Raw genomic sequence first — 20,931 nt, 5'->3', positions numbered from 1 at the left:
GGTTTCAGGTGCCGCGGCTCGGCTCGGCGCTCCCCGCCGTGCGCAGCAGCTCGGTGAACTCCGCGGCCGCGCCGGTCGGTTCGACCCGGGAGAAGGCCGTGATCTCGCGGCGCCAGGGCGGATCGGTGGGCACCGCCGCACAGTCGGCGCCGCGGAGTTCATGGGCCGCCGTGAGCAGCACCCCGACGCCCGCCGCCGCCATCCGGACGGCCGTGGAGCTGTGCTGGGTGCGGACCGCGGTGCGTGGGGTGAAACCGGCCCGTTCGCACTCCCGGTCCAGCCAGCGCCGCCCCTCGACCACCGGTTCCAGGCTGCACCGCACCCACGGGCGGTCCGCCAGCTCCGCGAGGCGGACCGACTCCCGGGCCGCGAGCGGGTCACCGTGCGGTACGACCAGCACCATCCGCTCCTCCCCCACGACGGTGACCGGCCCCGGCCAGTCCCGGGGGCGCGGCCCGAGCGCCAGATCGGCGACCCCGCGGGCCATCTGGTCCTCCAACTCCTCCGTGGTGGCGTACTCATGGAGCACCAGACGGACGCCGGGACGGGCGCGGGCCCAGCGGGCGCAGACCTCCGGGAGCACCCCGACCGCCTGGGCGTGCACCGTGGCGAGGTGCAGTTCTCCGCTCTCCGCGCCGCCCGCCGCGAGGGCGGCCCGGCGGGCCTGCCGGGCGCTGCGGACGGCGAGTTGGGCGTGCGGGAAGTAGGCGCGGCCCATCGCGGTCAGCCGCACCCCGCGCGCCATCCGCTCCAGCAGCGGGCCGCCGACCGTCCGCTCCAGCGCCTTGATCTGGTGCGAGAGCGCGGACTGGGTGACGTGCAGCGCCTCGGCGGCGCGGGTGAAGGACTCCTCCTCGACGACCGCCACGAGGTACTCCATCTGCCGCAGACTCATGCCCGCCCCTCCCGGCGCACTCGGCCCCCTCTTGCCGCGACGCCACCGGGCATCGCCGCAGACCTCACCGTATGAAGGTTCTTCATCACCTCCATGGAAACATTGCCTTGGACTCATCACCGCAGGTGGGCGGAGTCTGACCGCATGAGCGAGACAGACGTGAACACGACGGACGTCCTTGTCGTCGGCGGCGGCACCGGGGGCTACAGCACCGCGCTGCGCGCCGCGTCCCTGGGACTGCGGGTGGTGCTGGCCGAACGCGACCTGATCGGCGGCACCTGTCTGCACCGCGGCTGCGTGCCCAGCAAGGCCATGCTGCACGCCGCGGAGTTGGTGGACGGCATCGCGGAGGCCCGTGAACGGTGGGGCGTCAAGGCCACCGTCGACTCCCTGGACTGGCCGGCCCTGGTGGCCACCCGCGACACCCTCGTCGAACGCAACCACCAGGGCGTGGCCGGGCACTTGCGGACGGCGGGCGTACGGGTCGTCAAGGGCACGGCGCGGCTGACCGGGCCCCGTACGGTCCGGATCGAGGGCGCCGGGGAGTTCACCGCCCGGCGCGGCATCGTGCTGGCCACCGGCTCCCGGCCGCGGCTGCTGCCGGGTCTGGCCGCGGACGGCCGACGGGTGGTGACCAGCGACGACGCGCTGTTCGCTGCCGCGCTTCCGGCATCCGTCCTGGTCCTGGGCGGCGGGGCGATCGGCGTCGAGTACGCGTCCTTCCACCGCTCCATGGGGGCGGAGGTCACCCTGGTCGAGGCGGCCGGCCGGCTGCTCCCGATGGAGGACGAGGACGTCGGCCGCCATCTGGCGCGCGGGCTGAAGAAGCGCGGGATCACGGTCCGTACGGGCTCGACGCTGACCGGCACCGAGCTGCTGCCGGACGGCGTGCGGGCCACCGTGCGCACCCCGAAGGGCGAGGAGACGGTGGTCGAGGCCGAGCGGCTACTGGTCGCGGTGGGACGGGCCCCGGTGACGGACGGGCTGGACCTGGCGGCGGCCGGGCTGACGCCGGATGAGCGGGGGTTCGTCGCCCCGGCGGACTGGTCACGGCTGGAGACCGCCGTGCCGGGCATCCATGTGGTCGGCGATCTGCTGCCGCCGCCCTCCCCGGGACTGGCCCATGCCTCGTTCGCGGAGGGCCTGTTGGTCGCCGAGACCTTGGCCGGGCTGCCGTCGCGGCCGGTGGACTACGCGACCGTGCCGCGGGTGACGTACTCCTCGCCGCAGACCGCCTCGGTCGGCCGGACCGAGGCCGAGGCGCGCGCGTGCGGCCTGGACATCAAGGTGAACACCCTGCCGCTGGCCGCCACCGCCAAGGGCATGGTGCACGGTCAGGGCGGCATGGTGAAGGTGATCGCGGCGGCGGACGGCGCGGGCGGCGGGGCAGCCGGCACGGTCCTCGGGGTCCATCTCGTCGGGCCGCACGTCTCGGAGATGATCGCGGAGAGCCAGCTGATCGTGGGCTGGGACGCCGAACCCGCCGATGTCGCCCACCACATCCACGCCCACCCCACCCTGTCGGAGGCGGTCGGCGAGACGTTTCTGACGCTGGCGGGGCGGGGGCTGCATCAGCACTGAGCGGGGCGGGTCCGGGCGCCGGTATCCGGCCACGGTTCCGGGCGGGCCGAGATCCCGGCCCCGCCGCTCGCCTCAGCGCTGGGTCAGGACGTAGTCCACCTGTCCGAAGGTGATGTGGTCCCCGGGGCCGACCGGCACCTCGCCGACCACGCGGCGGCCGTTGACGCAGGTCCCGTTGGTGGAGCCGAGGTCGCGCAGCAGCCAGCCGTTGCCGGCGCTGCGGAGTTCGGCGTGGGCGCGGGAGACCGTCTCGTGGTTGAGGCGCAGGCCGGAGCCGGGGGCCCGCCCTATCAGCAGCGGGAGCGGGCCCGGTTCGGGCAGCAGCAGCTTCGGCAGGCGCTCGGTACGCCAGGCGCGGCGCACCCGGAGGTGGAAGGCCGACACCCGGCCCACCACTCGCAGCAGTGTGCCCTGGACCTTGCCGCGGTCGTCCAAGTCAGCGGTGACCAGGTCGAGTTCGGACTGCTGCTGGGCGGTCAGGACGAGTTCCAGGCGCCGCAGGAAGGTGTCCTGGGACAGGCGTCCCTGCGCCGCGCCGTCGCGCAGCAGATCAAGGGCACGTTCCCGGTCGGCGTCCGACGGCCGCGCCGGGCGCGCAGGGAACTCGAGCGAAGTCATGCCGTGATTCTCGGGCCACCGCGAGCCGCTGTCCAGGCGAGGTGGGTGCACGGGGACGCCGCGGCCGGGTGGGCCGCCTCGCCGGAACGGCCCAGCGCATGGCGCGATGTCGGCCCGACTCGCCACGTCGGGGTGTCGGGCGGTGCGCCGGCGTGCTTTCGTCGGGGCACCGGACCGAACGAAGGAGGACGGCCGTGCTGTTCGAGGTGTGGGCGCCGGAGGCCGGGCGGGTCGCGCTCCAGTGGGCGGGCGGCCGGGCGGCCGAGCCGGCCGTCCCGATGGAGCGTGACCCCGTGCGCGCGGGCTGGTGGCGGGCCGAGGCACCGGCCCGCGACGGGGACCGGTACGCCTTCCGGCTGGACGGCGGGCCGCCGCTGCCCGATCCGCGGGCCGTGCGGCTGCCGGAGGGTCCCGGCGGGCCCGGCGCGGTCGTCGCGCACGACCGGTTCGCCTGGCGGCATCCGTGGCCCGGCCGCCCCCTGCCCGGTGCGGTCCTCTACGAACTGCACATCGGGACCTACACCCCCGAGGGCACCTTCGACGCCGCCGCCGCACGGCTGCGCCACCTCGCCGACCTGGGCGTCACCCATGTCTCCCTGATGCCGGTCTGCCCGTTCCCCGGCACCCATGGGTGGGGGTACGACGGGGTCGCGCCCTGGGCGGTGCACGAACCGTACGGCGGGCCGGACGGGCTGAAGCGGTTCGTGGACGCGGCGCACGGGCACGGGCTGGGCGTCGTCCTCGACGTGGTGCACAACCACCTCGGCCCGTCCGGCAACCATCTCCCGGCGTTCGGGCCGTACTTCACCGACACCCATCACACCCCGTGGGGCGCGGCGGTCAATCTCGACGCCCCCGGTTCCGACGAGGTGCGCGGCTACCTCCTCGGCAGTGCGCTCTCCTGGCTGCGCGACTACCGGCTCGACGGACTACGGCTGGACGCCGTCCACACCCTGCACGACGACCGCTCCCCGCACTTCCTGGCCGCGCTGTCCGCCGCCGTCGACGCGCTGGCCGGGCGACTGGGGCGCCCGCTGTTCCTGGTCGCCGAGTCCGATCTCAACGATCCGCGCACCACCGCGCCCAGGGCGCACGACGGACACGGGGTGCACGCCCAGTGGAACGACGACTTCCACCACGCCCTGCACACCGCGCTCACCGGCGAATCCCAGGGCTACTACGGCGACTTCGCACGGGCCCCGCTCACCGCTCTCGCCAAGACGCTGACCGGCGGCTTCTTCCATGACGGTACGCACTCCGCGTTCCGCGGCCGCCGGCACGGCGCACCCCTCGACCTGCGGGTGACCCCCGCGTACCGGCTGCTGGCCTACGCGCAGACGCACGACCAGATCGGCAACCGCGCGCTCGGCGACCGGCTCGCCGCGGGGCTCTCCCCCGGTCTGCTCGCCTGCGCCGCCACGCTGGTGCTGTGCGCGCCGTTCACCCCGATGCTGTTCATGGGCGAGGAGTGGGGCGCGACCACGCCGTGGCAGTACTTCACCGATCACCCGGACCCGGAGCTGGCGGCGGCGGTCCGGGAAGGGCGGTGGCGGGAGTTCGCCGCGCACGAGTGGACCGGGGACGCCGGTGACTGGCCCGACCCGCAGGACCCGGCGACCCGCGACCGCTGCGTCCTGGACTGGACCGAACCGGCCCGGGAGCCGCACACCGCCCTGCTGGCCTGGCACCGCACCCTGCTGGCGCTGCGCCGTGAACTGCCCCCGCTGACCGATCCGGACCCGCGGCACACCGCCGTCCACTACGACGAGGAGGCCCGCTGGCTCCTGCTGCGGCGCGGCCCGCTGCGGGTGGCGGTCAACCTCGCGCACGACACCACGGCCGCGGTCCCGGTCGACGGCGGGGCGGACCTGACGGCGCTGGCGGGCTGGCCCGCGGCCACGCTGCCCGATGCCGACGGGGTGCTGCGTCTGCCCCCGGAGTCGGCGGTCGTCCTCGGGCCGTAGCAGGGCTGAGGGACAGCGTGTGCGGCGCGGGGGCCGGCGCGGGGCGGTCGCCCGGACCGGGGGCCTCGGTCCCCGGTCCGCCCGCCGGTCGCGGGGGCGTCACGACGTCACCGCGTCACGACGTCACCCCGTCAGTGCGAGAACTCCGCGACGAAGGCCGCGCAGAACGCCTCCAGGTCGCCCGGCCGCCGGCTGGTGATCAGGGTGTTCGGTCCGGCGGTGCAGATCCGGACCTGCTCGTCGACCCAGGTGCCGCCCGCGTTGCGGATGTCGGTCCGCAGGCTCGGCCAGGACGTCAGCGTGCGGCCCCGCACCACGCCGGCCTCGATCAGCGTCCACGGCGCGTGGCAGATCGCGGCCACCGGCTTCCCGGCGTCGAAGAAGGACCTGATGAACGCCACGGCCCGCCGGTCCAGCCGCAGCGCGTCCGGGTTGGCCACCCCGCCGGGCAGCACCAGACCGTCGAAGTCCGCGGCGGTGGCCTCGTCCACGGTCAGATCGACGGGGAAGGTGTCCGCCCTGTCCAGATGGTGGAACGCCTGTACCTTGCCCGCGCTCGGGGAGACCAGGGTCGGGCCGCCGCCCGCTTCGGTCACCGCCCGCCACGGCCGGGTCAGCTCGACCTCTTCGGTGCCCTCGGACGCCACCAGAAACGCCGCCTGCATACCGCGCTCACGTCCCTTCGTCGGGTCGAGGAGCGGGGCGGTCCCCCGCTCCCACACTCCTCGACCATAACGGGGCACAGCGACGCTCGCCCGACCGTCCACCGCGGGACCATCTGCTGGACACTGTGTCTATGCCCCTGCACCTCTCCGACCTGCTCGCCCGGCCCGATCTCGCGCTGTCGGCCACCTACGACGTGCCGCCGCCGCTGCTGGCCCGCACGGTCGAGGCGGCGACGGTCTCGGATCTGCCGTCGCCGGGAAAGTGGCTGCAGGGCGGCGAACTCCTCATGACCATCGGCCTGTTGCTGCCGGAGGAACCGGCCGCCTGCCGGGCGTACGTCCGGGACGTGGCCGAGGGCGGGGCGGTCTGTCTGGCGCTCGGGCTGGGGCGGGGGCTGCCCTACCAGGAGGCGCCGGAACCGCTGGTGACCGCGGCCGAGGAGGCGGGGCTGCCGCTGCTGACGGTGCCGGACGGGGTGCCGTTCATCGCCGTCACCAAGGCGGTCTTCGACGCACGGGCCGAGGAACAGCGCGAGCTGCTCCAGCGGGCCTTCGCGACCCAGCGGCGGCTGACGGCCGCGGCGACCGGCGACGGGCTGCGGCCGATGCTGGCGGAGTGGACGGCCGCGACCGGGGTCGGCGCGGCGGTGTTCGACCCGCTGGGGCGGCTGCTCGCGGCCAGTGAGCGGGCGCCCCAATCGCCGCCGGACCACGCCAGGGACCTGCTGGAACGGGTCGCCGCGCGCGGACTGCGCGGCAGCGCCTCCAGCACCGCCGCCGGGCGGCAGCTGGAGGTACAGCCGCTGGGGGCGCGCCGGCTGCGGGGGCTGCTGCTGCTCACCGGCCGCCCGGACGACGCCGCCCGTTCGGTCGTCCCCGGGCTGGTCTCGCTGCTCTCCCTGGAACTGGAGCGCCGGCACCTCCGCGACGAACCGGAGCGCCGCCGCAGGTCGGTGCTGCTCTCGGAGCTGCTGGCGGACGAGGACCCGGCCCCCGAACCGGCCCGGGACATGCTGCGTGCGGTGGGGCTGACGGCCGAGCGGGTGCGGGGCGTCGTGGTGGCGGCGGGGGACGACGCGGGCGGCCGTACGGGCTCGGCCGCGCCGGGCACCGGGGCCGGGGCGGCGGACGGCGCCGCGCAGGAGATGGCCGCCGATCTGGCGCTGGCGATGCCCGGTGGCCTGGTCCGGGTCGTGGACGGGGCACCGGAGGCGGTGATCGAGGCGGTGGTCGGCGAGGATCTGGACATCCGCGATGTGCTCGCCCGCTTCGCGCCGCACCGCCCGGCCGGCATCGGCCCGGCCACCGCTCCCGAGGCGGTACGGGTGTCGCTGCGCCAGGCGACCGGGCTGCTCGCCGTCAGCCGGTCGAGCGGCGAGCCCGCCGAGGCCCGGCAGAGCCAGGCCAGCCGGCTGCTGCTCGGCCTGGGCGACCGCCGTACGCTGCACGGCTACGCCGACACCGTGCTCGGCCCGCTCGATCTCGCGGACCACGGCGAGGAGTTGCTCGCCACCCTCGCGGCCTGGCTGGAGACCGGCGGCGCCTGGGACGCCACCAGCCGTCGGCTCGGCGTCCACCGGCACACCGTGCGCAACCGCCTGGACAAGGCCATGGACCTCACCGGCCGCCGCCTCGACGACCCCGACGACCGCTTCGACCTGTGGCTGGCCACCCGCATCCGCCGCGGCGGCGCCGCCTCCGGGGCCGACAGCCGGCCGGCGCCCCCGCCGCCGGGCCGGTGACGCGCCGCACCTCCGCCCGCGGTCCGCGCTTCACTCTCGCGCCCGCACCGTCTTTACTTCGACGATGAGCTACGAGATCCGCGCCCTCGCGCCCGGCACCGCCGGACCCGCCGCCACCGGCACCCCGTCCGGCGGCGGACGCGGCCGCCTGGTGGCCGTCAGCGATCTGCACGTCCGCTACAAGGAGAACCGCGACATCGTCGAGGGCCTGCGGCCCGAGTCCGACGACGACTGGCTGCTGGTCGCCGGGGACGTCGGGGAGTTCGTCTCCGACATCCGCTGGGCGCTGTCGCTGCTCAGCAGCCGGTTCGCCCAGGTGGTGTGGGTGCCCGGCAATCACGAGCTGTGGACCCCGGCCCAGGACCCGGTGCAGCTGCGCGGGGTGGAGCGCTATGAGCATCTGGTGGACATCTGCCGGGAGTTGGGGGTCCTGACGCCCGAGGACCCGTATCCGGTCTGGGAGGGCGCCGGCGGTCCGGCCGTCATCGCCCCGCTGTTCCTCCTCTACGACTACACCTTCCGGCAGCCGGGGACGGCGTCCAAGGAGGAGGCGCTCCGCCGGGCCGAGAAGGCCGGGGTGGTGTGCACCGACGAGCACTTCCTGCATCCGGACCCGTATCCGACCCGGGAGGCGTGGTGCCGGGCCCGGGTGTCCGCCACCGAGGCCCGGCTCGCGGCCCTGCCGGAGGAGTTGCCGACCGTGCTGATCAACCACTGGCCGGTGGTGCGCGAGCCCACCGACCCCCTCTGGTACCCGGATTTCGCGCTCTGGTGCGGTACGGAGACGACCGCCGACTGGCCCCGCCGCTTCCGTGCCGCCTCCGTGGTCTACGGCCACCTCCACATCCCGCGGCTGCTGACGCTGGACGGCGTCCCGCACCAGGAGGTGTCGCTCGGCTATCCACGGGAATGGCAGCGCCGTTCCGCCGTGCCGGGCCGCCCGGTCCAGATCCTCCCCCTGCCGGCCACCGCCGCCTCCGGCACCACCGGGAGCCCCGCATGATCGACAAGCTGCTGCCGGCCCCGGTCCGGACCGCCGAGGCCTTCGACGACGCACCGCTGTCCGAGATGTTCCCCGAGGAGTGGGCGCAGGTGGCCGACGCCGTGCCCAAGCGCCAACGGGAGTTCGGTACCGTACGCGGCTGCGCCCGCCGGGCCCTGGCCGAGCTGGGCTTCGCCCCCGCGCCGCTGCTCCCCGGCCCCCACCGGGAGCCGCAGTGGCCGGCCGGCGTGGTCGGCGCCATGACGCACTGCGCCGGGTACCGCGCGGCGGCGGTGGCCCGCGCGTCGGAGGTACGGACGGTGGGCCTGGACGCGGAGCCCCATCTCCCCGTGAACGACCCCGGGGTGGTCGATCTCGTCACCCTCCCCGAGGAGCGTGTCCAGCTCCGCCGGCTGGCCGCCCTGCAGCCCGATGTCTGCTGGGACCGTCTGGTGTTCAGCGCGAAGGAGAGCGTCTACAAGGCGTGGTACCCGCTCACCCACCGCTGGCTCGACTTCGAGGAGGCGCTGCTCACCCTCGACCCGACGGACGCCTCGTTCACCGCCCAACTCCTGGTCCCCGGGCCGGTGGTGGACGGTACGGAGCTCACCTCCTTCAACGGCCGGTGGCTCATCGGGGCGGGGCTGGTGGTGACGGCGATCGTGGTGCCGGGGTGACGGGCGGGCCCGCGGGGGCCGCCCGTCCCCGCGGGCCGGCGGTGGACCGGCCGCCGGAACCGTCCGGGTCGTGCGATATTTTCATGGCCCGTCAGGACGTTGAAGGGTCTGAAGCCCACCATGCAAGAGCAATTCGAGACCGTCGGTGGGACCGCACCGTCCGATTCCGAGCTGGTGCGGCGCATTCGTGCGGCAGCCCCGGGCGGTGGCCGGGCGGCGGGCGGCCCGTTCGGCACACCGGCTCCGGACGGCCCGGCCCGGGTGGCCGAGGAGGCCCTCAACGAGTTCCACCAGCGGCACTACGCGGCGGTTCTGGCCTACGCCCGGAACTGCTGCCGCTCCTCCCAGGCCTCGGCGGATCTGGCGAAGGAGGCCATCGACCGGGTGCTGCGAGAGGGCTCGGAGCCGGGGGAAGGCTCCCCGGCGTCGGGAAGGGGTGCCGATCCGGTCTGGCGGCACAGCCTGCTGGCGGCCGTCCGCGACACCGCCGTCGCCTGGCACCGCACGTCCCGTAACACCGAGCTGCGCGACGACTTCGCGTCCTGGCTGGCCCGCCAGCCCGGCGAGATCCCCCTTCCCGCCGACGGCGCGCAGCGGCCCACCGGTGGCGAACCCACCGCCGCCACACCCCCGTTGGGGACGGCCCCGGCCGCCGACGGGGACGGGGCCCGGCGGTCCTGGTTCTCCCCCGCCCGTGTCGGACTCCTCGCGGCCGGCGTGGCCGTCCTGGCCGGCACCGCCCTGACCGTCGGCCCGCTGCTCGGCCCGACGCGCGACGAGGCCGCGGACGGCGCTCCCGGACGCTCCGGCCACGCCTCGGCCCCCGCCCCGGGCAAGCCGCCGACGGCGTCCCCCGGGCGTTCCGCGACCGCTTCCGCCTCGCCCTCGGAGTCCCCCTCCCCCAGCCACAGCAAGGCCTCGAAGCACCCGAGCGCCCGGCCTCCGTCACCGGCGAAGCCGTCGCACCCGACCCGCCCCGCTCCCGACGACAAGCCGCCGGCCGGCCACGCCGTGCCGCTGGCCGCCCGGCCGTGGACCTCCCAGAAGTACAGCTTCGCGCCGATCAGGCCGGACAGCAGCATCGACGGACACCCCCTCACCATCCAGGGAACCCCCTACTCCCAGGGGCTGGGCGCGCACGCCTACAGCGAGATCACCTACGAACTCGGCGGCGACTGCACCGCCCTGAACGTGGACGTGGGCCTCGACGACGAGGTGGGCGCCAACGGCTCCGTGGTCTTCCAGGTCTACCGGGACGGCACCAAGGTCGCCGACAGCGGGCTGATGACGGTCGACCAGGCCGCCCAGCGCCTCACCGCCGACCTCACCGGCGGCAGCCGGCTGCGGCTCGTGGTCACCGACGGCGGCAACGGGAACGACTCCGACCACGCCGACTGGGGCAACCCCGTCCTCACCTGCCGCTGATCCGGCCGCCCGCGGCGGCCGGATCAGGGCCGCCCGCCCACGGACCGCCGGCTCGGCGCCCGCGGGCGGGGGCCGGCGGCGGACCGTCCGGCCCGCCGCTCACTCCTCGTCGGCCACCAGCCGCAGCGAGATCGAGTTGATGCAGTAGCGCTGGTCGGTGGGGGTGGGGTAGCCCTCGCCCTCGAAGACGTGCCCGAGGTGCGAGCCGCAGCGGGCGCACCGCACTTCGGTCCGCGCCATGCCGTGGGAGCGGTCCTCGATGAGCTCGACGGCGTCGGAGTCCTTCGGGTCGTAGAAGGACGGCCAGCCGCAGTGGCTCTCGAACTTGGTGCCGGAGCGGAAGAGCTCGGCGCCGCAGGCACGGCAGGAGTAGACGCCCGCCGTCTTGGTGTCGGTGTACTCGCCGACGAAGGCGGGCTCGGTGCCGGCCTGGCGGAGCACCTGGTACTCCGCGGGGCTCAGCTCGGCGCGCCACTGCTCGTCGGGCTTGTCGATCTCGTACGGCATCCGGGTCTCCTCAGCTCAGCTGCCCAGGCGGGACAGGATGGCGGGGCCGAGGTCGGTCACATCGCCCGCGCCCATGGTGAGAACAAGGTCACCGGGCTTCGCCATTCCGGCGATGACGTCCGGGACCGCGGCCTGGTCGTGCTCGGGGGTGACGTCGGCGCCCGCGGCACGCGCCGCGTCGAGGATCAGGGCGCTGGTGACGCCCGGGATCGGGTCCTCACGCGCCGGGTAGATGTCCAGGACGACGGAGGCGTCGGCGAGGGTGAGCGCCTGGCCCATCTCCGTGCCCAGCTCCTGGGTGCGGGAGAAGAGGTGCGGCTGGAAGACGACCAGGACGCGGGCGCCCTCGGCGGCGCCGCGGATGGCCTCCAGGTCGGCGGTCATCTCCGTGGGGTGGTGGGCGTAGGAGTCGATGACCTGCACACCGGCCGCCTCGCCCTTGAGCTGGAGGCGGCGCTTGACGCCGGTGTACTTGCCGAGCGCGGAGGCGAGGTTGTGCGGCGGGAGGCCCAGGGCGACGCCGGCGGCCAGCGCGGCGACGGCGTTGTGGGCGTAGTGCCGGCCCGGGACGGAGACCGTGAAGGTAAGGATCTTGCCGCTGGTCAGGGTGACGGTGACCTCGCTGGTCAGGCCGCGGGGGTTGACCTTGAGGACGCGGACGTCGGCGTCCTCGGACTCGCCGTAGGTGACGACCTCGATGTCGTAGCGGCCGGAGATCCGCTCGGTCAGCTCGCGGGCGCCGGACTGGTCGGCGGCGATGACCAGGGTGCCGCCGGGGCGGATGCGGCCGACGAAGGTCTCGAAGGACTCGTAGATCTCGTCCATCGAGGCGTAGTTGGCGTGGTGGTCCAGCTCCACGTTGAGGACGATGGCGACCTCGGGGGCGTACTTGTGGAAGCTGCGGTCGCTCTCGTCGGCCTCGGCGACGAAGATCTCGCCGGTGCCGTGCTGCGCGTTGGAGCCGGGGGCGTCGAGGTCGCCGCCGATGGCGTAGGACGGCTCGATGCCGAGGGCGCCGAGGGAGACGGCGAGCATGGAGGTCGTCGTCGTCTTGCCGTGGGTGCCCGCCACGGCGATGGGGCGCAGGCCGTCCATGAGGGAGGCGAGGGCGTCGGAGCGGTGCACGACGGGGATGCCGCGCTCATGGGCGGCGGCCAGCTCGGGGTTGTCCTCGCGGATCGCGGAGGAGACAACGACGGCGGTGGCGTCCTCGGCGAGGTGCCCGGCGGCATGGCCGATGTGGACCGTGGCGCCGAGGGCGCGCAGGGCCTGGGCGGTCGCGGAGTCCTTCGCGTCGCTGCCCGCCACCTGCGCGCCGCGCTGCGCGAGGATCTTGGCGATGCCCGACATACCGGCTCCGCCGATGCCGATGAAGTGCGGCCGGTCCATCGAGGCTGGGATGGCGGGTGCCATGGGCGGGTCTCCCTGATGTCGATCGTCGCGAGCGGTGGTGCGGGTCGTGCTGGTCGTGCGTCGTGCTGGGGATGATTCTCGCACCCGGCACCGACAGCGCCGGTCCACGGACCCCGGCCTGGTGCCGCACCGGGCGCGGCGCGGGGCTCAGCGGCGGATCAGGCCCTGTGCGGTGGCGGCGGCGACCGCGGACGTACGGGAGTCCACCTCCAGCTTGGCGTAGATGTGGACGAGGTGGGACTTGACGGTCGCCTGGCTGAGGAAGAGCTGTTTGCTGATCGCCGCGTTCGACAGGCCGTCGGCGACGAGCTGGAGGACCTCGGTCTCGCGCCGGGAGAGCGCGGTGGCGGGGGCGCGCATCCGGTCCATGAGGCGCAGCGCGACGGTGGGGGCGAGCGCCGACTTCCCGGCGGCGGCGGTGCGCACCGCGGCGGCCAGCTCCTCCGGCGGGGCGTCCTTGAGGAGGTAGCCGGTGGCGCCCGCCTCGATGGCCGCGAGGATGTCGGCGTCGGTGTCGTACGTGGTCAGCACGAGGACGCGCGGGGCCCCGGGGGCGGCGGTGATCGCGGCGGTGGCCTGTGAGCCGAGCATCCGGCCACCGAACTGGAGGTCCATGAGGACCACGTCCACGTCGAGGCGTGCGGCGAGGCCGACGGCCTCTTCGGCGGTGGGGACGTCCGCGACGATCTCGAAGTCCTCCTCGGTCTCCAGGACGGCGCGCAGTCCGGCCCGGACGACGGGGTGGTCGTCGGCCAGCAGCAGCCGGATTTCCGGGGAGCCGCCCTGCTCGTGGCGGTGCTCACGCTGTGCGCCCGGCCGGGAGGAGACGGGCGGGGCCGAGCGCTTCATGGGACCGGTCATGAGGCGGCCTCGGGTGCGGCGACGGCGCACGGCAGGGTGACGGCGACCGCGGTGCCCTCCCCCGGGGCGGACTCGACGGCGAGGGTGCCCTGGAGGGCACGCGCCCGGGCACGCATCGCGGCGAGGCCGAAGCCGGTGCCGGGGACCGCGGCGGCGCCGGGGGCGGGCACCTCGGTGGGCACGAAACCCGCGCCGTCGTCGACGATGTCCAGCGCGACCTCGGTGTCCATGTAGCTGAGGGTCAGCTCGGCGCGGCCCGCCGCGGCGTGCCGGACCGTGTTGGCGAGCGCGGACTGGGCGATGCGCAGCAGGGCGACCTCGTGCGGGGTGGGCAGCGCGGTGGGCGTGCCGGAGACCTGGCAGTGCACGGCGAGACCGGAGGCACGGGCCGTGGTGGCGCAGAGCCGTTCCAGGGCGGCGGGCAGCGACCCGGCCTCCAGGTCGGGCGGGCTGAGCGCCCGTACGAAACGGCGCGCCTCGGCGAGGTTGTCGACGGCGGTGGTACGGGCCTGCCGGACGTGACCGAGGGCGGTGCCGGGCCGCTGGGGCAGGGCGCGCTCGGCGGCCCGCAGCAGCAGTTGGATGCTGGACAGGCCCTGGGCGAGGGTGTCGTGGATCTCGCGGGCCAGCCGTTCGCGTTCGGCGAGCACTCCGGCGGCGTGCTCGGCGTCGGCCAGTTCGCCGCGGGTCGCGGTGAGCTCCTCGATGAGGCGGCGGCGCTGTTCGCTCTCCCGGTAGAGGGCCTCGTAGCCGAGGACGACGGCGACCGCGACGGCGGCGCCCAGCACGGGGCCCAGCACCATGCCGACGTTGAGGGCGTGGGTGTGCCAGGCGTATCCGGTGACGGCGGCGAGGGTGGTGGCGGCGACCGCGGGCAGGCCCCAGCGCGGCGGCAGCAGATGCAGCTGGACGAAGAAGAGCGGGAAGGCCACCCAGACGCCGTCCGGGGTGAGGGCCAGCAGGACCAGCCAGAGCAGGGCCAGGGCGGCGAGCCAGAGGCCGGCGGCGCCGGTGGAGGTGCGCAGACGGGGCAGCCGGGGGCCGGTGAGGTAGAGCGCGCACAGCGCAGCCGCGGCGGCGAAAACGGCGGGCGCGTGCGGATCACGGTCGGCCACCGCCCGGACGACGGCGAGCACGAGCAGCGCGGCCACCATCAGATGCAGGCAGCTGCGCAGCGCCCGCAGGACGGGGGTGAGGGAGGGAGCGGTCACGTCTTCTTGGGTCACGGCCCCTCCAGGCTACGGGCCGCCGTTCCCCGCGCCATCAACCGAAGGATTGATCACGGGGCGCACCTTTCGGCGCCGGCGGACCACTCCCCGGCGCGATGCCGCGGGCCCGTACGGGAGGCGACGGTGGGGACCAGCCGCCGGGCAGCGGGCCCGGCCCCCCGATACGAGAGGGCGGAGCCGTTGTTCGTCGCCTGGAGAGACCTGAGATTCGCCAAGGGGCGGTTCGCCCTGATGGGCACCGTCATCGTGCTTATCACGGTGCTGGTGGGCCTGCTGTCGGGCCTGACGGCGGGCCTGGGCCGGGAGAACACCTCGGCGGTCACCGGGCTGCCCGCCGACCACCTGGTGTTCTCGGCGCCCGCCGAGGGCGGCAAGCTCGCCTTCACCGATTCCCGGCTGCCGGAGCGGACCGTGCGGGCCTGGTCGCGGGTGCCGGGCGTACGGCACGCCGAGCCGCTGGGCATCACGACGACCCGGGCCGAGGCGGACCGGACCGCCGCGGTCTCGGCGTTCGGGGTGCGGCCCGGGTCCGGGCCGGCGCCGGAGGGGGTCGCTGACGGTGCGGTGGTGCTGTCCGAGAAGGCCGCCGCGTCCCTCGGGGGTGTACGGGCCGGCGGGCGGCTGACGCTGGGCGGCCGGACGTTCCGGGTCGCGGCGGTGTCGGGCCCGGCGATGTACAGCCACACGCCGGTGGTCTGGACGTCGCTGCGCGACTGGCAGCGGCTCGTGGGCGACTCCGGGCGGGCCGGCGCGGCGGGCCCCGGTTCCGGCGGGAGCGGCACCGACCACGGCTCCATGGGAGCGACGGTGCTCGCGCTGTCCACGACGGGCACGGCCGCACTGCCGGCCGCCGACGAGGAGCTCGGCACGAAGACCGTCACCACCGACGACGCCGTGCGGGCCATCGGCTCGTTCACCGCCGAGAACGGTTCGCTGCAGCTGATGCGCGGCTTTCTGTTCGCCATCTCGGCGCTGGTCATCGGCGCGTTCTTCACGGTGTGGACGATCCAGCGCAGCGGCGATGTCGCGGTCCTCAAGGCGCTGGGCGCCTCGACCGGTGCGCTGCTGCGGGACGCGCTCGGCCAGGCCGTCGTGCTGCTGGTGGCCGGGACCGGGCTGGGCACCGCCGTGGTGGCGCTGGTGGGCGCGTCGATCGGTGGCGCCGTGCCGTTCGTCCTCGATCCGCCGACCGTGCTGCTACCGGCCCTGATCATGATCGCGCTGGGCGCCGCCGGCGCCGCGCTCGCCGTCCGCCGCCTCACCTCCGTGGACCCGCTGACCGCCCTGGGAAGTGCCCGATGAGCCTCGAACTGACCGATGTCACCCTCACCTACCCCGACGGCGACACCCGGCTGACCGCACTGGACCGGGTCTCGCTGACCGTGCCCGCGGGCGGTCTGACGGCGGTGATCGGGCCGTCCGGGTCCGGCAAGTCCAGCCTGCTCGCGGTCGCCGCCACCCTGATCCGCCCGGACCGCGGACGGGTGGTGATCGACGGCACGGACACCACCGGCCTCGGCCGCGCCGCGCTGACGACGCTGCGCCGCACCACCCTCGGCACGGTCTTCCAGCAGCCGAACCTGCTGCCGTCGCTGACCGCGGCCGAACAGCTGCAGGTGATGGCCCATCTGGACGGCCGTCCGCCCCGTAAGGCGCGTGCCCGGGCGCGGGAACTGCTGGCGGCGGTCGGCCTGGAGGGGCTGGCGGACCGGCGGCCACATCAGCTGTCGGGCGGCCAGCGGCAGCGGATCAACATCGCGCGGGCGCTGATGAACGAGCCCGCTGTGCTGCTGGTGGACGAGCCGACCAGCGCGCTGGACCAGGAACGGGGCGCCGCTGTGCTCACGCTGCTGCGCACCCTCACCCGGGAGCGCGCCACCGCGACGGTGCTGGTCACCCACGATCCGGCGCATCTGGACGTGGCGGACGAGGTCGCCGAGGTGCGGGACGGCCGGCTCCGCCCGCGCCTGGACGCCCGCCGCTGACCCGCGCCGCGGCCGGGTACCCACCCGGTCGCGGCGCGGCCTTACGGGGCGGGACCCGGCTCCGCGGGCGGGGCCTCAGCCGTCGGCGGAGCCCTGGGGCTGGTCGTCCGCCGCGTGCGAGAAGAGTTTGAGGACCGGGACGCCGACCTTGTGCCGGGCCCGGGAGGCCCAGTCGCGGTGGAAGAACTCCTCGACGAAGTGCGGGGTGGTCAGCACGATCACCTCGTCCGCGCCGGTCTCGTCGACCATGGACCGCAGCAGATCCAGCGGATGGTCCTCGACCACCTGCCCGACGGCCTCCGAACCGGCGTCGCGCAGCGCCTGCAGGGTGTGCGCCAGAGCCAGCTCGGCGGGCGCCTCCGCCTGGGCGCCGCCCGGCTCCCCGCCCTCCCGTACGGCGTCGTCGAACTCGCCGAGAGCAACGTCGTCGATGGCCCGCAGCAGCACGTCCTGCTTGCCCCGCGGCTGCATGAGCACGACGAACGAGATCCGGTCATCGCCGTGCAGGGTGGTCACAAACTCCACGTCGGCGGGCGTCAGAGGCTTCTCGATCATCAATACGCTCGTGAACACGACGGACGCCCTTCTTCTCTTGGGGGCGCCGCATGCCGCGGCGCCCGACAGACACCATCCTGCCCCGTCGCCACACGGGACCTGTTGGCTTTTAGTGTGCCCAACGGAAGCTAAGCGGAACAGATAGTTCCGCCGATCGTCAGGACCGACGGTAGCGAGTGAACAGGAACCCGGCCTCTTCCAGCACCGAGGCCAGGGCGAACCGCTCCGGCACCGCGACGGCCGGACCGTTCATGATCCGCGGCGCGTCCCCCACGGCGACCACCGGCGCCAGCGACAGACACATCTCGTCCAGCGCGTCGGCCGCCGCCAGCTGCCCCAGCAGCCGGGGCCCGCCCTCCGACAGCAGCCGTTGGTGCCCCCGCCCGGCCAGCACCCCGGCCACCCGGGCCGGGTCGACCCCCAGCCCCTCACCGGCGAACAGCACCTCGGCGCCCGCCGCACGGGCCTCGGCCACCCGGTCGGCCGGGGCGCCCGCACCGGTCAGCAGCACGGTGGGGACCAGCGGCTCGGTGAACAGCGGCAGGGTGAAGTCCAGCCCGAGACCGGCGGTCACCACGGCGATGGCGGGGGCCGGGCCCTGGCCGGCGGCGGCCCGGCGGGCGGCGAACGCCTCCCGGGCACGGCCCGGCCGGTAGCCCTCCTGCCGCACCGTCTCCGCGCCCACCACCACGGCGTCCGCGAGCCCCCGCAGCACCCCGAAGATCCGCATGTCGGCGGCGCCGGACAGCGGCTGCGAGCGGCCCTCGTGATGGGCCGCGCCGTCCAGCGAGGACACCATGTTCGCCCGCAGCCAGCCGCTGCGCCCCGAGCGCGCCGGATCGTCCTCGGCCGGGTACGCGTAGGCGTCGGCCAGCTCGTCCAGCGTCCACTCGCGGTCCGTGGAACCGTCCGGTCCCGTCCCCCCGCTGTCGAGGTCAGGGGCGGGTACGGACGGGGCGGGGAGCGGGAACAGGCGTCGCATGGCGGCAGTGTGACATGCCTCGCTCACCGGACCGGCGGGTGCCGCACACGAGATAGGCTGGACGGCTGTGTCGCCTTCCCAGCCCTCCGCCCCGCAGCCCGACCCGACCGCCGGCCCGCCGGCCGACGGGGACGCGGTGCCCGCCGCGCTCACCGCCCGCGCCCCGCAGGTCCCGGCCGACCGCCTGGTCGCCGAGATGGTGCCGCCGCCGCGCTTCCAGGGCGCCCGCTTCGACACCTACATCCCGGACGCGCAGCAGCCCAGCCAGGCCGAGGCCGTACAGGTCCTGAGAGACTTCGCGGACGGCATCGGCGGCGCCCCGGCGGGCGGCGGGAAGCGGCGCTGGTTCGCCAGGAAGCCGGCGGCCCCCACCGGCCCGCGCGGGGTCTACCTGGACGGCGGCTACGGCGTCGGCAAGACCCATCTGCTCGCCTCCCTGTGGCACGCCACCCCCGCCCCGGCCGAGCGCAAGGCCTTCGGCACCTTCGTCGAGCTGACCAACCTCGTCGGCGCGCTCGGCTTCCAGCAGACCGTCAAGACGCTCGGCGAACACAAGCTGCTGTGCATCGACGAGTTCGAGCTCGACGATCCCGGTGACACGGTCCTGGTCTCCACCCTGCTCGGCAAGCTGGTGGACGCCGGGGTGGCGCTGGCCGCCACCTCCAACACCCTGCCCGGCAAGCTCGGCGAGGGCCGGTTCGCCTCCGCCGACTTCCTGCGCGAGATCCAGGGGCTGAGCGCCCACTTCCGCCCGCTGCGGATCGACGGCGAGGACTACCGCCACCGCGGCCTGCCCGAGGCCCCGCCCCCGTACGACGACGAGACCGTCACCCGCACCGCGTACCGCACGCCCGGCGCCTCGCTCGACGACTTCCCCTCCCTGCTGGACCACCTGTCCAAGGTGCACCCCAGCCGCTACGGCGCCATGTGCGACGGCATCGAGGCGGTCTGCCTCACCGATGTCCAGGCGGTGCCCGACCAGTCCACGGCGCTGCGGCTGGTCGTCCTCGCGGACCGGCTCTACGACCGCGAGGTGCCGGTGGTGACCTCCGGCAAGGCCTTCGACGAGCTGTTCAGCGACGAGATGCTGCGCGGCGGCTACCGCAAGAAGTACTTCCGGGCGATTTCCCGGCTGACGGCGCTGGCGCGTGACGCGGGCTCCCTGGTGACCGACGGCCGGTAGGCGGAAACGGGGCACCACCCGGTTGATGCCCGCCGGCTGGTTCCCGGCGGGCCGACTGCGTGGTACACACGAGCGGGTCACATCACCTGTCCGCCAACAGGGAGTTGCCCATGTCCGCGACACGACGTCAGATCCTGGCAAGAACCGGTGCGCTGGGGGCCGGAATCGCCTTCTCCGGAAGCCTCACGGAACTGTTCACGGGCACCGCGACCGCCCAGAGCATGGGACAGCGCGGCTACGGCCCGCTGGTCCCCGACCCGGACGGCCTGCTCGACCTCCCCCGGGGCTTCCGCTACCGGGTCCTGTCCCGGGAGGGCGACCCGCTGCGCTCGGGCGAGGGCAAGGTGCCCAGCAACTGTGACGGCATGTCGGCCTTCCCCGGTTCGCCCGGCCGCCGCGGCACCACCCATCTGGTCCGCAACCACGAGAACCGTACGAACTCCCGCCAGGCCGTCCCCCGGGTCCGCGAGCTGACCTACGACCCCGGTGGCGAGGGCGGCTGTACCGCCCTCGAACTGGACCGGGACAACAAGGTGCTCTCGGAGCGGGTCGCCATCGCCGGTACCTCCACCAACTGCGCGGGCGGCCCCACCCCTTGGAACACCTGGCTGACCTGCGAGGAGACCGAGTTCCGGGCCGGCGAGGAGAACTACACCAAGGACCACGGCTTCATCTTCGAGGTCGACCCGTACGACCCGCGGCGCACCGGAGCCGTCCCGCTGACCGCGATGGGCCGCTTCCAGCACGAGGCGATCGCCGTGGACCCCGGCACCGGCGTCGTCTACGAGACCGAGGACGCCTTCGAGAAGCCGTTCGGCCTCTTCTACCGCTTTCTGCCCAACAAGCCGATGGGGGGCCGCGGTTCACTGCGGGCCGGCGGCCGCCTCCAGGCGCTGCGCGTCCCCGGGGTGCCCGACCTCTCCACCATCCAGCAACCGGGCACCACCTTCGACCACGTCACCTGGGTGGACGTCCCCGACCCGCTCGCCCGCGAGACCCCGATCCGCTTCCAGGACTTCGGCTCCCAGGGCATCACCCACGCCCAGAAACTGGAGGGCTGCTACTGGGGCGGCTCCTGCGTGTACTTCATCTCCAGCTTCGCGCACCGCAAGGACGGCTCGGCGGCCGACCACTACGGCCAGGTCTGGAAGTACGACCCGAAGAGGCGGCGGCTCACCCAGGTCGTCGTCTTCGGCCCGGACACCGACCTCCAGCTGCCCGGTGAGTCCCCCGACAACATCTGCCTCGCCCCCGGCGGCGGCCTGATGGTGTGCGAGGACGGCGACGGCGCGCAGCACGTCTTCGGCCTCACCCGGCGCGGACAGGTCTACGCGATGGCCCGCGGCCGGCAGAACATCGGCACCCCGGAGAAGCCGGAGTGGGGCGAGTTCGCCGGAGTGACCTTCTCGCCCGACCACCGGACGATGTACGTGAACTGCTATACGCCGGGGACGACGTTCGCGGTGACGGGGCCCTGGCACGACTGAGGTGAGGGCGGGCGGGACTTGCTGAGGGGGGTGGGGGCGGCGCCTGTTGAGGGGGCGGGGGGGGGCGTTGCTGCGGCCCGGGGCCGGCGGCCGCGAACGGGCGGGCCCCCCGCCGCCCCAAAACGTTCGAGCCACTCGGTGGCGCGCCGGGCCGCTTCGGGGCCGCGCAGACCGTGGATG

At 74.7% G+C, this 20,931-nt stretch carries 19 protein-coding genes; 10 read left to right on the top strand and 9 right to left on the bottom strand.

Annotated features, from left to right (window positions below; genetic code table 11):
- Window positions 1-4: 4 nt before the first annotated feature.
- Window positions 5-895, bottom strand: a complete 891-nt coding sequence (locus tag ACWC9R_RS09435) for a LysR family transcriptional regulator (protein ID WP_450729928.1) — start codon at window positions 893-895, stop codon at window positions 5-7.
- Between the two features lie 144 nt (window positions 896-1,039).
- On the opposite strand from ACWC9R_RS09435, the gene lpdA reads away from it, so the two are divergent.
- Window positions 1,040-2,476, top strand: a complete 1,437-nt coding sequence (lpdA, locus tag ACWC9R_RS09430; RefSeq protein ID WP_450729926.1) for a dihydrolipoyl dehydrogenase — start codon at window positions 1,040-1,042, stop codon at window positions 2,474-2,476.
- Between the two features lie 72 nt (window positions 2,477-2,548).
- Here the strand turns inward: lpdA and ACWC9R_RS09425 are convergent, their stop codons facing one another.
- Entirely contained in the window at window positions 2,549-3,094 is a 546-nt protein-coding gene (locus tag ACWC9R_RS09425) for a DUF1707 and FHA domain-containing protein (protein WP_362604806.1), read from the bottom strand.
- Between the two features lie 194 nt (window positions 3,095-3,288).
- Between ACWC9R_RS09425 and treZ the strand changes: the two genes are divergently transcribed.
- A complete protein-coding gene (gene treZ / locus ACWC9R_RS09420) occupies window positions 3,289-5,058 on the top strand; it encodes a malto-oligosyltrehalose trehalohydrolase (protein WP_450729923.1) in 1,770 nt (589 codons plus the stop codon).
- 131 nt (window positions 5,059-5,189) lie between these two features.
- On the opposite strand, the gene ACWC9R_RS09415 is transcribed toward treZ, so the two are convergent.
- A complete protein-coding gene (locus tag ACWC9R_RS09415) occupies window positions 5,190-5,723 on the bottom strand; it encodes a type 1 glutamine amidotransferase domain-containing protein (protein ID WP_450730153.1) in 534 nt (177 codons plus the stop codon).
- 131 nt (window positions 5,724-5,854) lie between these two features.
- Here ACWC9R_RS09415 and ACWC9R_RS09410 point away from each other — a divergent pair, with 131 nt between their 5' ends.
- The 4 genes from ACWC9R_RS09410 to ACWC9R_RS09395 all read left to right on the top strand — a co-directional run bounded on the left by ACWC9R_RS09410 (window position 5,855) and on the right by ACWC9R_RS09395 (window position 10,549).
- Window positions 5,855-7,465, top strand: coding sequence for a PucR family transcriptional regulator (locus ACWC9R_RS09410; protein ID WP_450729921.1), 1,611 nt, complete (start codon window positions 5,855-5,857; stop codon window positions 7,463-7,465).
- Between the two features lie 64 nt (window positions 7,466-7,529).
- Window positions 7,530-8,468 (top strand): metallophosphoesterase family protein, encoded by a 939-nt coding sequence (locus ACWC9R_RS09405; RefSeq protein ID WP_450729919.1) that lies wholly within the window; start codon window positions 7,530-7,532, stop codon window positions 8,466-8,468.
- Entirely contained in the window at window positions 8,465-9,124 is a 660-nt protein-coding gene (locus ACWC9R_RS09400) for a 4'-phosphopantetheinyl transferase family protein (RefSeq protein WP_450729917.1), read from the top strand. Before ACWC9R_RS09405 ends, ACWC9R_RS09400 begins: the two co-directional genes overlap by 4 nt.
- A gap of 120 nt (window positions 9,125-9,244) precedes the next feature.
- Window positions 9,245-10,549 (top strand): NPCBM/NEW2 domain-containing protein, encoded by a 1,305-nt coding sequence (locus tag ACWC9R_RS09395; protein WP_450729915.1) that lies wholly within the window; start codon window positions 9,245-9,247, stop codon window positions 10,547-10,549.
- Between the two features lie 99 nt (window positions 10,550-10,648).
- Here ACWC9R_RS09395 and msrB read toward each other — a convergent pair whose 3' ends face one another.
- From msrB to ACWC9R_RS09375, 4 genes are all read right to left on the bottom strand, one after another.
- Window positions 10,649-11,056: a peptide-methionine (R)-S-oxide reductase MsrB gene (gene msrB, locus ACWC9R_RS09390; RefSeq protein WP_450729913.1), complete on the bottom strand. Its 408-nt coding sequence runs from the start codon at window positions 11,054-11,056 to the stop codon at window positions 10,649-10,651.
- A 15-nt stretch (window positions 11,057-11,071) separates the two neighbouring features.
- Window positions 11,072-12,469, bottom strand: coding sequence for a UDP-N-acetylmuramate--L-alanine ligase (murC, locus tag ACWC9R_RS09385; protein ID WP_450729911.1), 1,398 nt, complete (start codon window positions 12,467-12,469; stop codon window positions 11,072-11,074).
- A 147-nt stretch (window positions 12,470-12,616) separates the two neighbouring features.
- On the bottom strand, window positions 12,617-13,330 hold the full coding sequence (locus ACWC9R_RS09380; protein ID WP_450729909.1) for a response regulator: 714 nt from the start codon (window positions 13,328-13,330) through the stop codon (window positions 12,617-12,619).
- Window positions 13,327-14,484 carry a sensor histidine kinase gene (locus tag ACWC9R_RS09375; protein WP_450730151.1) on the bottom strand — a complete coding sequence of 386 codons (1,158 nt, stop codon included), beginning with the start codon at window positions 14,482-14,484 and terminating at the stop codon, window positions 13,327-13,329. Before ACWC9R_RS09375 ends, ACWC9R_RS09380 begins: the two co-directional genes overlap by 4 nt.
- Before the next feature lie 255 nt (window positions 14,485-14,739).
- Between ACWC9R_RS09375 and ACWC9R_RS09370 the strand changes: the two genes are divergently transcribed.
- A complete protein-coding gene (locus tag ACWC9R_RS09370; RefSeq protein WP_450730149.1) occupies window positions 14,740-15,861 on the top strand; it encodes an ABC transporter permease in 1,122 nt (373 codons plus the stop codon).
- The gene (locus ACWC9R_RS09365; RefSeq protein ID WP_450729907.1) at window positions 15,858-16,544 is read left to right on the top strand and encodes an ABC transporter ATP-binding protein; all 687 of its coding nucleotides are present in this window, start codon (window positions 15,858-15,860) and stop codon (window positions 16,542-16,544) included. Before ACWC9R_RS09370 ends, ACWC9R_RS09365 begins: the two co-directional genes overlap by 4 nt.
- Before the next feature lie 75 nt (window positions 16,545-16,619).
- Here ACWC9R_RS09365 and ACWC9R_RS09360 read toward each other — a convergent pair whose 3' ends face one another.
- A complete protein-coding gene (locus ACWC9R_RS09360) occupies window positions 16,620-17,117 on the bottom strand; it encodes an indole-3-glycerol phosphate synthase (protein ID WP_450729905.1) in 498 nt (165 codons plus the stop codon).
- Between the two features lie 139 nt (window positions 17,118-17,256).
- A complete protein-coding gene (locus ACWC9R_RS09355; RefSeq protein ID WP_450729903.1) occupies window positions 17,257-18,081 on the bottom strand; it encodes a pyrimidine reductase family protein in 825 nt (274 codons plus the stop codon).
- A gap of 67 nt (window positions 18,082-18,148) precedes the next feature.
- Here ACWC9R_RS09355 and zapE point away from each other — a divergent pair, with 67 nt between their 5' ends.
- Both zapE and ACWC9R_RS09345 read left to right on the top strand, forming a co-directional pair.
- Window positions 18,149-19,264, top strand: a complete 1,116-nt coding sequence (zapE, locus tag ACWC9R_RS09350) for a cell division protein ZapE (RefSeq protein WP_450729901.1) — start codon at window positions 18,149-18,151, stop codon at window positions 19,262-19,264.
- A gap of 110 nt (window positions 19,265-19,374) precedes the next feature.
- Window positions 19,375-20,751 carry a PhoX family protein gene (locus ACWC9R_RS09345; protein WP_450729899.1) on the top strand — a complete coding sequence of 459 codons (1,377 nt, stop codon included), beginning with the start codon at window positions 19,375-19,377 and terminating at the stop codon, window positions 20,749-20,751.
- The last annotated feature ends 180 nt before the right edge of the window (window positions 20,752-20,931 follow it).

The sequence above is a fragment of the Streptomyces sp. NPDC001219 genome, from assembly GCF_053597915.1.
Note: the sequence above shows the minus strand (reverse complement) of the source record. Positions and strands in the feature narration are given on the sequence as shown.